The organism is Cupriavidus sp. 05T42 (assembly GCF_056396345.1).
Map to the genome: position 1 here is coordinate 219,046 of NZ_JBFTLH010000004.1, position 12,988 is coordinate 232,033.

General features: G+C 68.1%; 12 protein-coding genes. 3 read left to right on the forward strand and 9 right to left on the reverse strand.

Annotated features, from left to right (window positions below):
• Positions 1–102 precede the first annotated feature (102 nt).
• The 9 genes from AC1EJR_RS07175 to AC1EJR_RS07215 all read right to left on the reverse strand — a co-directional run bounded on the left by AC1EJR_RS07175 (position 103) and on the right by AC1EJR_RS07215 (position 10,688).
• Positions 103–792, reverse strand: a complete 690-nt coding sequence (locus AC1EJR_RS07175) for a tetratricopeptide repeat protein (RefSeq protein ID WP_369823465.1) — start codon at positions 790–792, stop codon at positions 103–105.
• A 180-nt stretch (positions 793–972) separates the two neighbouring features.
• Positions 973–1,668, reverse strand: coding sequence for a two-component system response regulator KdpE (gene kdpE, locus AC1EJR_RS07180; RefSeq protein WP_092291206.1), 696 nt, complete (start codon positions 1,666–1,668; stop codon positions 973–975).
• A 5-nt stretch (positions 1,669–1,673) separates the two neighbouring features.
• Positions 1,674–4,559 carry a DUF4118 domain-containing protein gene (locus AC1EJR_RS07185; protein ID WP_477146937.1) on the reverse strand — a complete coding sequence of 962 codons (2,886 nt, stop codon included), beginning with the start codon at positions 4,557–4,559 and terminating at the stop codon, positions 1,674–1,676.
• A 67-nt stretch (positions 4,560–4,626) separates the two neighbouring features.
• The gene (kdpC, locus tag AC1EJR_RS07190; RefSeq protein WP_441591499.1) at positions 4,627–5,262 is read right to left on the reverse strand and encodes a potassium-transporting ATPase subunit KdpC; all 636 of its coding nucleotides are present in this window, start codon (positions 5,260–5,262) and stop codon (positions 4,627–4,629) included.
• A gap of 25 nt (positions 5,263–5,287) precedes the next feature.
• On the reverse strand, positions 5,288–7,468 hold the full coding sequence (kdpB, locus tag AC1EJR_RS07195; protein ID WP_441591501.1) for a potassium-transporting ATPase subunit KdpB: 2,181 nt from the start codon (positions 7,466–7,468) through the stop codon (positions 5,288–5,290).
• A 14-nt stretch (positions 7,469–7,482) separates the two neighbouring features.
• Positions 7,483–9,309 (reverse strand): potassium-transporting ATPase subunit KdpA, encoded by a 1,827-nt coding sequence (kdpA, locus tag AC1EJR_RS07200; protein WP_477146979.1) that lies wholly within the window; start codon positions 9,307–9,309, stop codon positions 7,483–7,485.
• Positions 9,310–9,320: 11 nt separating this feature from the next.
• Positions 9,321–9,410, reverse strand: coding sequence for a K(+)-transporting ATPase subunit F (kdpF, locus tag AC1EJR_RS07205; protein WP_092291198.1), 90 nt, complete (start codon positions 9,408–9,410; stop codon positions 9,321–9,323).
• Complete coding sequence (locus tag AC1EJR_RS07210) at positions 9,410–9,538, reverse strand: hypothetical protein (protein ID WP_255370702.1); 129 nt, start codon at positions 9,536–9,538, stop codon at positions 9,410–9,412. Before AC1EJR_RS07210 ends, kdpF begins: the two co-directional genes overlap by 1 nt.
• A 178-nt stretch (positions 9,539–9,716) precedes the next feature.
• The gene (locus AC1EJR_RS07215) at positions 9,717–10,688 is read right to left on the reverse strand and encodes a magnesium and cobalt transport protein CorA (protein WP_477146938.1); all 972 of its coding nucleotides are present in this window, start codon (positions 10,686–10,688) and stop codon (positions 9,717–9,719) included.
• Positions 10,689–10,885: 197 nt separating this feature from the next.
• Between AC1EJR_RS07215 and minC the strand changes: the two genes are divergently transcribed.
• From minC to minE, 3 genes are all read left to right on the forward strand, one after another.
• Positions 10,886–11,692 (forward strand): septum site-determining protein MinC, encoded by an 807-nt coding sequence (gene minC / locus AC1EJR_RS07220; RefSeq protein WP_441644112.1) that lies wholly within the window; start codon positions 10,886–10,888, stop codon positions 11,690–11,692.
• Between the two features lie 72 nt (positions 11,693–11,764).
• Positions 11,765–12,580 (forward strand): septum site-determining protein MinD, encoded by an 816-nt coding sequence (gene minD, locus AC1EJR_RS07225; RefSeq protein WP_092291192.1) that lies wholly within the window; start codon positions 11,765–11,767, stop codon positions 12,578–12,580.
• A gap of 15 nt (positions 12,581–12,595) precedes the next feature.
• Positions 12,596–12,850 carry a cell division topological specificity factor MinE gene (gene minE / locus AC1EJR_RS07230; RefSeq protein ID WP_011296252.1) on the forward strand — a complete coding sequence of 85 codons (255 nt, stop codon included), beginning with the start codon at positions 12,596–12,598 and terminating at the stop codon, positions 12,848–12,850.
• Positions 12,851–12,988 lie beyond the last annotated feature (138 nt).

Here is a 12,988-nt window from a genome sequence, read left to right on the forward strand (position 1 = left end):
TCCAGATGGGCATCGGCCGGATGGAATGCAGCAAGCAAGACTTGTACCGAGCCCTATCGGCAGACCGCGCCGTGGCCCCGACGAGGTGGCGCGCGCGGCGCTTCACATCGACCCGCCGCTCTTGGCGCGCAGGCCTTCCTCCAGCAGCGACCGCAGCTTGGCCAGCGCGCCGGGGTCCCCGCCTGCCGCCGCGCGGGCGTACCAGATCTTGGCCTGCTCGATGTCCTTGTCCACCACGCCGGGCTCGCCCCGCTCGTAATAGCTGCCGACGATGTACTGCGCGCCACCGTCGCCGGCTGTGGCCGCCCGGCTGTACCAGGTGAACGCCTTGCCGTAGTCGCGCGCCACGCCCCGCCCGGTGAAGTAGTTGGTGGCCAGCGCCATCTGCGCCTGCACATGCCCGCCCTGCGCCGCGCGCTCATACCAGCGATTGGCCTCCACGAGCGACTTCGGCACCAACTCGCCGCGCTCGTTCAGATCGCCCAATGTGAACTGCGCATGTGTCATCTGGTTGTCAGCCGCCTTGCGCAGCCAGACCAGCGCCTCCTGCGGCTTGGGCGACGTGCCCTCGCCACGCAACAGCATCATCGCGTAGTTGAACTGCGCCAGCCGGTTGCCCTTCTGCGCCGCCGCGGCAAACCCCTGCAGCGCGGCATCGAACTGCCCAGCCTCGTAAGCGGTCACCGCATCGCGCGTCTGCGCCTGCGCGGGCGCCGGCGGCTCGGTGGCGGCCCGCATCGGTGCGGCATGGGCCACGGACAGCACGCAGGCCAGAAATGCCATGCACGCCATGACAGCGGCTGCGGCCTGGCGAATCGGGACAAGGGAGGCAGACATGACGTGACTCCGGCGAGCAGGGGTCGGACGGAACGGGGCGCTACCAATTCAGTGTAGCGGACGACGCTTCGACCGGCTCGCCAGAATGCGAGTCGTCTTATGTACGTGGATTGGGCGGCACAGAAGACTGGGGGATCACGCCGCGAAGCGGTAGCCGACGCCGACCTCGGTCAGCAGGTGGGCTGGCTGGGCGGGGTCGGATTCAAGTTTGTGGCGCAGGTGGCCCATGTACACGCGCAGGTAGTGGCTGCTCTCGGCGTGCGACGGGCCCCAGACCTCGCGCAGCAGTTCGCGGTGGGTCATCACCTTGCCGCGGTGGGCGATCAGCACCGCCAGCAGCCGGTATTCGATGGGGGTCAGGTGCACGGGCGCCTCGGCGCGCGTGACGAGGCGGTTGGCCAGGTCCACCTGCACGTCGCCGAAGGCGATGGTCGGCGTGCCCTGCGGATTGGCGCGCGCGTGGCGGCGCAGCAGCACGCGCACGCGCGCCACCAGTTCGCCCACGCCGAAGGGCTTGGTCAGGTAGTCGTCCGCCCCGGCGTCGAGCGCGGCGATCTTGTCGGCCTCCTCGGTGCGCGCGGATAGCACCAGCACCGGCACCTGCGTCCATGTACGCATCTCGCGGATCAGCGTCATGCCGTCGCCGTCGGGCAGGCCGAGATCGAGGATCACCACGTCTGGCTGGCGCGTGCCGGCGTCGATCAGCCCGCGCTTGAGCGTCTCCGCCTCGTGCACGGTGCAGCCCTCGGCCTGCAAGGATTCCCGCACGAAGCGCCGGATATGGGGCTCGTCCTCCACCAGCAGGACGGTCGGCGAATAGTCGAATGGCATCTCGTTCAGGGTTCCGTCCTGGCGACCTGGTTCAGGTCGCTCAGATCATTGAGGTCGTTGAGGTCATGCAGGGTTTCCGGCTCGATGTCCGGCGGATTGCCGCGCGGCAGCGCGAGCGTGAAGCGCGCGCCATGCGGCGCCGCGCCGTGCACCGGCTCCACCCAGATGCGGCCGTCGTGCGCCTGCAGGATGGCGTCGCACACCGCCAGGCCCAGCCCCACGCCTGCCGTGGCGGACTCGTGCGCGCCGCGCGTGAATTTCTCGAAGATGCGGCGCTCCTGCCCAACCGGCACGCCGGGGCCGTCGTCCTCGACGAACACCTGCACCATCTCGCCGGCCACGGCGCCGCCGATGCGCACCGTCGTGCCCGGCGGCGTGTACTTGGCAGCGTTCTCCAGCAGGTTGCAGAGCACGCGCTCCACCAGCACGGCGTCGCACTCGACCAGCGGCAGCGCCGCCAGCCCCGACACCTGCACCGGGTGCCCCGCCAGCGCCTCGCGCATCGCCGCCAGCGCCGCGCCCACCAGTTCTTCCATCGACTGCCAGCCGCGCGTCAGCGACACGTCGTGCCGCTGCAGCCGCGCCATGTCGAGCAGATTCACCACCATCGTCCGCATGCGGTGGGCCTGGACGCGCATGGCGTCCACGGTGGCCGCCACATCGGCCGGCAGCGGCGCCCGCGCGAGCGACTCGGCCATGCCGATCAGCCCGGTCAGCGGCGTGCGCAGGTCGTGCGACACCGCTGCCAGCAGCGAACTGCGCAGCTGCTCGGATTCGATCGACACCAGCGCCTGCTGCGCCACCTCCACATAGTGCAGCCGCTCGATGGCGATGGCGATCAGCGTGGCGAACACATCGGCCTGGCGGCGCAGCGCGGGGTCGGCCAGCGCGCCCCAATCGTGCGGCTCCACGGCCAGCACGCCGCGCGTCTGCATCGGCGCCTTCAGCGGCAGGTACAGCACGGTGCTGCCCGGCAGCGTGTGGGTGCCGGTGCCGGCCGCTTCGCCATGGTCGAACACCCACTGGGCCAGCACGGTGTCGATGGCTTCGCCCTTGGTGGTCCGACCTTCTTTCGGACTTGTCTCATTGGGATCCGCCACCGGAAGCAGCCGGCCCGATGCGGAGACGAGGAAGAACGACGCGTGGGCGTCGAACGCGGCACGCAGGAAGCGTCCGCCAATCTCGACGATCTGCTGCGTGGTCAGCGCCGCCGACAGCTCGCGCGCCAGTTCGTAGAGCGTGCGGGCATCGGTCTCGCGCCGCACTGCCACGCTCGCCTGCTCGCGCAGGCCGGCAGTGAGCTGGCCAATGACCAATCCCACCGTCAGCAGCACGACGAAGGTCAGCAAATACTGCACGTCGCTGACGGCGAACGAGAGCCGGGGCGGCACGATAAAGAAATCGAACGCCCCCACCGACAGCACCGACGCCAGCGCCGCCGGCCCCCGCCCATGGCGCAGCGCCACGCCCACCACGGCGGCCAGGAACAGCATGGCGATGTTGACGATGTCGAACCAGGGCTGGGCGAACGTGGAAAGCAGCGTGGCCCCGGCGCACCAGGCCACCGACCAGACATAGTCGAGGCGGCGCGTACCCGATTCGGCGACGTTTTCCTCGGACATCGCCCCTGCCGGCAGGCCCTGCGTGGCCGGCAGCGGCGCCGCGCGTGTGGTGTCGGCCGCCACGCGGATCACGTCGATTTCAGGGCAGCCGGCCGCCAGCGCATCGGCGAAGGTCTGGCGGCCGATCAACCGGTTGCCGGCGCCCAGCACCGGCGACAACGCGCGCCCCAGCAGCATGCGGCCCTGTTCGAGCCATCCGCCTTCATGCTGCCAGTCGGTGCGCGCGCGGCCCACCAGCACCTTGGTGAGATTGTGGCGGCGCACGTAGCCGGTGACCGCGCGCACCATATCGTGTCCGGCCAGCGTCTCGGTGCGGGCGCCCAGTTCCTCGGCCAGCCGCATTGCCGCGCGCACGCGGGTGCGCACCTMGGTGGACAGCGGCACCAGCCGGGGCGTGGCAATCGTCACCACGTGCCAGTCGCAGTCGAGCTGGCTGGCCAGCCGGCGCGCGCTGCGCACCACCTGCTCGGCGTCGTCGCCGGTGCCGATACAGGCMACCAGCGCCTCGCGCGTGCGCCAGACCGGTTCGATCGACTGGGCGTCGCGATAGGCGCGCACGTCGTCATCGACACGATCCGCCGTGCGCCGCAGCGCCAGCTCGCGCAGCGCGATCAGGTTGCCCTTGCGGAAGAAATTGCGCGCGGCGTGGCGGGCCTGCTCGGGCAGGTAGACCTTGCCCTCGCGCAGCCGGCGCAGCAGTTCGTCGGCGGGCAGGTCCACCAGGACGACGTCATCGGCGTCATCGAACACGGCATCGGGCACGGTCTCCCAGACCCGCACGCCCGTGATGCCGCCCACGGCCTGGTTCAGGCTCTCCAGATGCTGCACGTTGACCGTGGTCCAGACGTCGATGCCGGCGGCCAGCAGTTCGGCGATGTCCTGCCAGCGCTTGGGATGCCGGCTGCCGGCGGCGTTGGTGTGGGCCAGTTCGTCCACCAGCACCAGCGCGGGATGGCGCGCGAGCACGCCATCGAGATCGAATTCCTTGAGGATGCGGTCGCGGTAGGGCATCTCGCGCAGCGGCACGCTGTCCAGCCCGGCGACCAGCGCCTCGGTTTCGGCGCGGCCGTGGGTCTCCACGACGCCCACCACCACATCCACCCCCTGCGTGCGCAGCGCGCGGGCGGCGGTGAGCATCGCAAATGTCTTGCCCACGCCGGCCGAGGCGCCGAAGTAGACCCGCAGCTTGCCGCGCCCGGCGCGCGCGCCCTCCTCCTGCATGCGTTGCAGCAGGGCGTCGGGGTCCGGGCGGTTGTCGGCGAGGGTCATGGTAGAGGGGGCGGTGGGACGGATTCTGCCACGGGGCCGGCGGCCGTGGGCTGGCGCATCCATTCCATCAGGCGCCCCGCTTCACCCCATCCAGCGCAAGGTTCAGCTTCAGCACATTCACCCCGGGCTCGCCGAACACGGCCAGCCCCGGGCCTTCCGTGTTCGCCGAGATCAGGGCCTCCACCTGCGCCACCGACAGCCCGCGCAGACGCGCCACGCGCGCCGCCTGGTAGCGGGCCGCCGCCGGGCTGATGTGCGGATCGAGGCCGCTGCCCGAGGCCGTCACCAGATCCACCGGCACCGGCGCCTTGTTGTCGGGGTCGGCGGCCTGCAGCGCCTCGATGCGCGCCCGCGCCGCGTCCGTCAGCGCCGGGTTGCTCGGGCCGAGGTTCGAGCCCACCGACGCCGCCGCGTTGTACGGCATCGGCGCCGTGGCCGACAGGCGGCCCCAGAAGTACTTCGGCTCGGAGAACGGCTGGCCGATCAGCGCCGAGCCGACCACCTTCCCATCCTTCTCGATCAGCGAGCCGGCGGCCTCGTGCGGGAACACCGCGCGGGCGATGCCGGTCACCGCGCCGGGATACAGCAGCCCGGTCACCACCGCCAGGCCGACGAAGATCGTCAGCGCCGGCCGAAGCAGCCCCGGCTGGCGCGGTACGTTGTTTGCGGCGGCGCCCATGGCGGCCTTGGTTTGCGTAGTCATGCGTATTTCTCCTAGACGACTCGGCTCAGACCCAGCCGAACATCGTCAGCAACAGATCGATCAGCTTGATCCCCGCGAACGGCACGATGATGCCGCCCAGCCCGTAGATCAGCAGGTTCCGGCGCAGCAGCACGGCCGCCCCGAGCGGGCGGTAGACCACGCCGCGCAGTGCCAGCGGAATCAGGGCGACAATGATCAGCGCGTTGAAGATCACCGCCGACAGGATCGCGGACGCCGGCGTGGCCAGCCCCATCACGTTCAGCAGGTTGAGCTGCGGATAGGTGGTGGCGAAGGCGGCCGGAATGATCGCGAAGTACTTGGCCACGTCGTTGGCCACGCTGAACGTGGTCAGCGAGCCGCGCGTCATCAGCATCTGCTTGCCGATCTCGACGATCTCGATCAGCTTGGTCGGATTGCTGTCCAGGTCGACCATGTTGCCGGCCTCGCGCGCCGCCTGCGTGCCGCTGTTCATGGCCACGGCCACGTCGGCCTGGGCCAGCGCCGGGGCGTCGTTGGTGCCGTCGCCGGTCATGGCGACGAGGCGGCCCTCGCGCTGGTACTCGCGGATCAGCGCCAGCTTGGCTTCGGGGGTGGCTTCGGCCAGGAAGTCGTCCACGCCGGCTTCCGCCGCGATCGACGCCGCCGTGAGGCGGTTATCGCCGGTGATCATCACCGTGCGGATGCCCATCCGGCGCAGTTCGCCAAAGCGCTCGCGGATACCGGTCTTGACGATGTCCTTGAGTTCGACCACGCCGAGCACGCGCACGCTGTCCTCGGTGCCTTCGGAGATCGCCTCCGCCACTACCAGCGGCGTGCTGCCGGCGCGCGCCACATCGTCCACGGCCTGCATCACGGCATCGGGGAACTTGCCGGCGCGGTCGGCCACGTAGCGGCGTACCGCATCGGCGGCGCCCTTGCGCACGCTGCGCACCCGCGCGCCGTGGGTGACGTCCACGCCACTCATGCGGGTCTGGGCGGTGAAGGGAACGAACACGGGGGCGTCCAGGCCCTTGCCGCCCATTTCGGGGACGGTGGCGTCGGGCTGCTGGCGGGCCAGCGCCACGATGCTGCGGCCTTCCGGCGTCTCATCAGCCAGCGACGACAGCCAGGCGGCTTCGGCCAACTGGCGCGGGGTCACGCCCGGTGCGCAGATAAAGCGCGCGGCCTGGCGGTTGCCGTGCGTGATCGTGCCGGTCTTGTCGAGCAGCAGCACGTCCACATCGCCAGCAGCTTCCACGGCCCGGCCGGACGTGGCGATCACATTCGCCTCCATCATCCGGCTCATGCCGGCCACGCCGATGGCGGACAGCAGGCCGCCAATGGTGGTCGGGATCAGGCACACCAGCAGGGCCACCAGCACCGTCACCGAGACCGGCACGCCGGCCTTGGCCACCATCACGCTATATAGAGAGAACGGTTGCAGCGTGGCCGTGGCCAGCAGCAGGACCAGCGTCAGGCCCACCAGCAGGATGGTCAGCGCCAGCTCGTTGGGGGTCTTCTGGCGCTTGGCGCCTTCCACCATGCCGATCATGCGATCGATAAAGCTCTCGCCGGGGTTGGCGGTGATGCGCACCACGATCCAGTCGGACAGCACGCGCGTGCCGCCCGTGACCGACGAGAAATCGCCGCCGGACTCGCGGATCACCGGTGCGGACTCGCCCGTGATGGCGGACTCGTCGACCGAGGCCACGCCTTCGATCACGTCGCCGTCGCCGGGGATCATGTCGCCGGCCTGGACCAGCACCACGTCACCGCGACGCAGGTCCGTGGCGATGCGCGCCTCGGTGGCGCCATCGGCCCGGATGTTGGTCCGGCCCGGGCGCAGCACGCGTGCCGTCACCGTGGTCTTCAGCCCCCGCAGCGCGGCAGCCTGCTGCTTGCTGCGGCCTTCGGCCATGGCTTCGGCGAAGTTGGCGAACAGCACCGTGAACCACAGCCAGATGGAGATGGCCAGGATGAAGCCGGCCGATTCCCCACCCTGCACGGGGCTGAACAGGGCGCGCAGGAACAGGATCGACGTGAGCACGCTGCCCGCGTAGACCACGAACATCACCGGATTGCGCAACTGGGCGCGCGGCGACAGTTTCCTGAAGGCGTCGACGATGGCCGGCTTGACCAGCTCGGGCGCGAACATGCCGCCCCGGGCCGGAACCTGACGCGGGGTACGCGCCACCGAAGTGCGCGTCACCGTAGTGTCTTGCTGCATACGATTCTCCACGATTACCGGGCCACCGCCTGAGTGGCGGCCGGGATGTGCTGCAACTGCTCGGCCACCGGGCCCAGCGCCAGCGCCGGCACATAGGTMAGCGCGCCTACCAGCAGGACCGAGCCCACCAGCAGCACCACGAACAGCGGGCCGTGCGTCGGCATGGTGCCGGCGGTAGGCGGGGTGCGGCGCTTGGCGGCCAGCGAGCCGGCCATCGCCAGTACCGGCACGATGATCCAGAAGCGGCCGAACCACATTGCCGCGGCGAGCAGCCCGTTATAGAACGGCGTGTTGGCGGAGAGGCCCGCGAACGCGCTGCCGTTGTTGTTCGCCGCCGACGAGAGGGCATAGAGGATTTCCGAGAAACCGTGCGTGCCGGGGTTGAACACCCCCGCGCGGCCGGCCTCGGTCATGACCGCGATGCCCGTACCCACGAGCACCAGCAGTGGCGTGACGAGGATCGCCACGGCGGTCATCTTCATCTCGTAGGCTTCGATCTTCTTGCCGAGGTATTCCGGCGTGCGGCCAATCATCAGCCCGGCGATGAACACCGCCAGCACCGCGTAGACCAGCATGCCGTACAGGCCCGAACCCACGCCGCCGAACACCACTTCACCCAGCTGCATCAGCAGCATCGGCACCAGCCCGCCGATGGCCGTGAACGAGTCGTGCATGCCGTTCACCGCGCCGCACGACGCCGCCGTGGTGATCGTCGCGAACAGGGAGGTCGCCGAGATGCCGAATCGCACTTCCTTGCCTTCCATGTTGCCGCCGGCCTGGAGCGCAGAGGCCACGTGGTCGATACCCAGCGACGTCAGCGCCGCGTTGACCTGCTGCTCGGACACCACGGCGGCAATCGCCATGACCACGAAGATCACGGTCATCGACGCCAGCACCGCCACGCCCTGCCGGCGGTCACGCACCATCTCGCCGAAGGCGAAGCACAGCGCCGCCGGGATCAGGAAGATGGCTAGCATTTCCACGAAATTCGTGAACGGCGTGGGGTTCTCGTAGGGGTGCGCCGAGTTGGCATTGAAGAAGCCGCCACCGTTGGTGCCGAGCATCTTGATGGCTTCCTGCGAGGCCACCGGACCCATCGCCAAGGACTGCGTGCGGGTCTTGACGGTCTCCGTCACGGGCTGGCCGGCGGTGTCGAGCACGGGCTGGCCGGCCGCATCCACCTTGGGCTGGGTGTAGGTGAGTTCCGAGACCAGCGCTGCATCCTGGTAGCGGTCGAAGTTCTGGATCACGCCCTGGCTGACCAGCAGCAGCGCGGTAATCAAGGACAGCGGCAGCAGCACATAGAGCGTGGTGCGCACCAGATCGACCCAGAAATTGCCGAGCGTGGCGGCGCCGTGGCGCGCGAAGCCGCGGATCAGCGCAAACACCACCGCAATGCCAGTGGCCGCCGAGACGAAGTTCTGCATCGTCAGCGCCAGCATCTGCGTGAGGTAGCTCATCGTCGATTCACCGGCGTAGCCCTGCCAGTTGGTATTGCTGACGAAGCTGATGGCGGTGTTGAACGAGGAGTCGGGCGAGATCGCGCCGAACGCCTGCGGGTTCAGCGGCAGCATGCCTTGCAGGCGCTGGATCGCATAGACGAAGACCACGCCGAGCACGTTGAAGACGAGGACGGCGATGGCGTACTGCTTCCAGCMCATCTCCGCGTCCGCGCGCACGCCGGCCAGACGGTAGAGCGCGCGCTCAAGAGGGCGGCCCCAGGCGGTCAGGCGATAGTCGCCCTCCTCCAGCGCGCGGCGCATGTAGCGGCCGAGGAACGGCGCCATCGCGAACAGGATCGCGAGGTACAGGACCAGCAGCCCGATGAATTGTGTGGACAACGGCGTGGACATCAGAATTTCTCCGGCCGGAACAGGGCAAAAAGCAGGTAGAGGAAGATCGCGGCGGCCAGGGCMCCGCTCAGGATGTCGGTCCAGTCCATCAGCGCCCCCGCTCGTCGTCCGTCTGCCGCGCAGACGGCGGGTTGGCGCCCAGCGCGGCGCACAGTGCCAGCAGCGCGCCGGTCAGCGCGCCGAAGGCCAGCAACACGAGGAAATAGATCCCGTCCATACAAACCCCAAATAGGAAAAACGTGAAGGATTCACGTTGACTTCACGTTCTGGAGATTAGGGACGGCGGGGTAAAAACGGGGTAGAGAGGGGGAGGGGTGGTGTAAAGAAGATATAAAAACGGCGCCAACGCCAGGCGTGGCGCCGTTTTCCAGCCATGGCGGCTGAGCCGGACTGGGCTAGATCCAGCCCGCCCGGTGCAACTTGCGCCAGAGCCAGGTGCAGGCCGTGGCGGTCACGCCGATGACCACCGGATAGGCGTAATGGAGCTTCAGCTCTGGCATAAAGCTGAAATTCATGCCGTAGAGGCTGAAGATCACGGTCGGCACGGCGAGGATGGCGCCCCAGCCGGCCAGCCGCTTGACCACCTCGTTCTGGCCCACCGTGACCAGCGCCAGGTTGACCTGGACCGCCGTGGTCAGCATCTCGCGCACCACGTCCAGCGTGCGGACGATGCGGCTGGCGTGGTCCTCGATGTCGCGGAAATAGGCGCGCAGCTCCTTCGGCACCAGTTCCTCGTGCAGCCGGATCAGCTGGCTGCAGATGTCCTCCACCGGATAGACCGCGTTGCGCAGCCGCAGCACCTGGTGCTTGACCTGGTACAGCCGTTCGATGGCGGCACGATCGAATTCATCGCKAAAAATGTCCTGCTCTAGCGTCTCGAAGTTGTCCTCGAGCCGGTTGACGATGGGCAGGTAGTGGTCCACCACGAAGTCCATCAGCGCATAGAGCACATAGCCGGGGCCGTTGGCCAGCCCCTGCGGGTCGCTCTCGCAGCGCTCGCGCACCGGGGCGTAGGTGGAACTGGCGCCGTGCCGTACCGAAACCACGTAGTTCGGGCCGACGAACAGGTGCGTCTCTCCCACCACCACCTCCTCCCCGACCAGTTGCGCGGTATTGAGCACCACGAAGACCGAATCGCCGTAGGTTTCCAGCTTGGGCCGCTGGTGGGCGTCCAGGGCGTCCTCCACGGCGAGGTCGTGCAGCCCGAACGCCTGCTGGACCTTGCGCAGCAACGCCAGGTCCGGTTCGTGCAGGCCCAGCCAGACAAAGGTGCCGGGCTCGGACAGTACGCCGGCGAGGGCGTCGAATTCGACCGGACCCAGCTTCTTGCCTTGACGATAGGCCGCGCAATTGACGATGGCGCCCATGGGAACTCCGTTGTCGAGATGCGCAATCGTAACAAGAGCGTCACCCTTCTGCGAGCGTAAGCGGCATCGCCCGGCACTTTAGGCGCGCGATCCGGCCGGGAAGCCCCGCATCGGGCACGTTCGGCGCCGGGTTCGAGAATTGTTACAGTTCGCCGGAGAACCGACGTTAGAATGTGGCATTTCCACGGTCACCGACTATGTCTCAGAAGAAATCGCCACGCTTCGAGCTGCGCAGTGGCAACGTCGACGCCCTCCTTCTCGCCCTCAAGACCGCCGACATCGAGGCGCTGCGGGATGATCTCCTCTCCCGCTTCGAATCGACCCCCGATTTCTTCTCCAATGACGTGGTGGCGCTGGACCTGCGCCGCCTGGAAGGCGACGACCGCCTGGCGCTGGACCGCGTGATCGACACGCTGGCCACCCTGCGGGCCCGGGCCATCGGCGTGGTGGCGCGCGACGACCAGCGCGCCTGGGCCGAAGCCTTCGGTCTGCCGCTGCTGGAGAGCCAGAGCCGCCGTGGCGGCCGGGACGAAGCGGCGACGGCTGCCGCCCCAGGCGCCCCCAAGGCCGCCGAAACCCCTGAATCCCCCGCCGCCGAAGCCGCGCCAGTCAACAACACGGCCTCGGATATCGCCGAGATCATGGCCGCTGCCGCCGCCCCGCGCGCGGTGCCGACCCTGCTGATCGACAAGCCGTTGCGCTCCGGCCAGCAGATCTACGCGCAGGGCGACGTGGTGATCCTGGACCTGGTCAGCTACGGCGCCGAGGTCATCGCCGAAGGCAACATCCATATCTATGCCCCGCTGCGCGGACGCGCGCTGGCGGGTGTCAAGGGCAACCCGGACGCGCGCATCTTCTGCACGTGCCTGGAGCCCGAGCTGATTTCCATCGCCGGCATCTATCGGACCGCCGAGCAGACGCTCCCGGCCGATGTGCTCGGCAAGTCGGCCCAGGTGCGCCTGGCTGACGAAAAGTTGATTCTCGAACCGCTGCGGATGAAATAACCGCGCTAACCCATCGGTACGGCCGGCCCGCCCGGTACGAAATACCCTGCACCCATACTGGACCATAGAGCCATGGCAAAAATCATCGTTGTGACCTCCGGCAAGGGAGGCGTTGGCAAGACCACCACCAGCGCGAGCTTCGCCGCCGGCCTGGCCCTGCGGGGCCACAAGACGGCCGTGATCGACTTCGACGTCGGCCTGCGCAACCTCGACCTGATCATGGGTTGCGAGCGCCGCGTGGTGTATGACCTGATCAACGTGGTCCAGGGCGAAGCCAACCTGAACCAGGCGCTGATCAAGGACAAGAAGTGCGAGAACCTGTTCATCCTGCCGGCGTCGCAGACGCGGGACAAGGACGCGCTGACCCGCGACGGCGTGGAAAAGGTCATCAACGGCCTGGTGGGCATGGGCTTCGAGTTCATCGTCTGCGACTCCCCGGCGGGCATCGAGTCCGGTGCGCTGATGGCGATGTACTTCGCCGACGAGGCGCTCGTCGTGACCAACCCGGAAGTCTCGTCCGTGCGCGACTCGGACCGCATCCTCGGCATCCTGGCCTCGAAGACCAAGCGTGCCAGCGAGGGCGGCGAGCCGATCAAGGAGCACCTGCTGATCACGCGCTACAACCCGAAGCGCGTGCATGGCGGCGAAATGCTGTCGCTGACCGACATCCAGGAAATCCTGCGCATCAAGCTGATTGGCGTGGTACCGGAATCGGAAGCCGTGCTGCACGCGTCCAACCAGGGCACGCCCGCCATCCACCTGGAAGGCAGCGATGTGGCCGACGCCTATGGCGACGTGGTGGACCGCTTCCTGGGCAAGGACAAGCCGATGCGTTTCACCGACTACCAGAAGCCGGGCCTGCTCTCGCGCATCTTCGGTAACAAGTAAGGAGGACTCATCCCTATGTCGATCCTGTCCTTCCTGCTGGGGGAGAAGAAGAAGTCAGCGTCGGTCGCCAAAGAGCGGCTGCAGATCATCCTCGCCCATGAGCGCACCGGCCATTCCGCGCCGGCCGATTACCTGCCGGCCCTCCAGCGCGAGCTGGTGGCCGTGATTTCCAAGTACGTGAAGATCAGCGACCAGGACCTGCGCGTCAGCCTGGAGCGCCAGGACAACCTCGAAGTGCTCGAGGTGAAAATCGAAATCCCGCAAAACTGATTGCCCTTCGGCATTTTCGGTATTCGTTTTTCGGTTTTCGAATTAATTCGAGTTTCCCGGTCCTGAACGGCGCGCGGATACCTTCCGTGCGCCGTTATCCCATTAACTAAGGGATAACCCGCCCCTCGCAAGGAGGGG

Excerpts from the sequence above, each read along its gene's own strand:
- AC1EJR_RS07175 (WP_369823465.1), bottom strand. The coding sequence starts at position 792 with ATGGCGTGCATGGCATTTCTGGCCTGCGTGCTGTCCGTGGCCCATGCC.
- kdpE (WP_092291206.1), bottom strand. The coding sequence starts at position 1,668 with ATGCCATTCGACTATTCGCCGACCGTCCTGCTGGTGGAGGACGAGCCC.
- kdpC (WP_441591499.1), bottom strand. The coding sequence starts at position 5,262 with ATGACTACGCAAACCAAGGCCGCCATGGGCGCCGCCGCAAACAACGTA.
- kdpB (WP_441591501.1), bottom strand. The coding sequence starts at position 7,468 with ATGCAGCAAGACACTACGGTGACGCGCACTTCGGTGGCGCGTACCCCG.
- AC1EJR_RS07210 (WP_255370702.1), bottom strand. The coding sequence starts at position 9,538 with ATGGACGGGATCTATTTCCTCGTGTTGCTGGCCTTCGGCGCGCTGACC.
- minC (WP_441644112.1), top strand. The coding sequence starts at position 10,886 with ATGTCTCAGAAGAAATCGCCACGCTTCGAGCTGCGCAGTGGCAACGTC.
- minD (WP_092291192.1), top strand. The coding sequence starts at position 11,765 with ATGGCAAAAATCATCGTTGTGACCTCCGGCAAGGGAGGCGTTGGCAAG.
- minE (WP_011296252.1), top strand. The coding sequence starts at position 12,596 with ATGTCGATCCTGTCCTTCCTGCTGGGGGAGAAGAAGAAGTCAGCGTCG.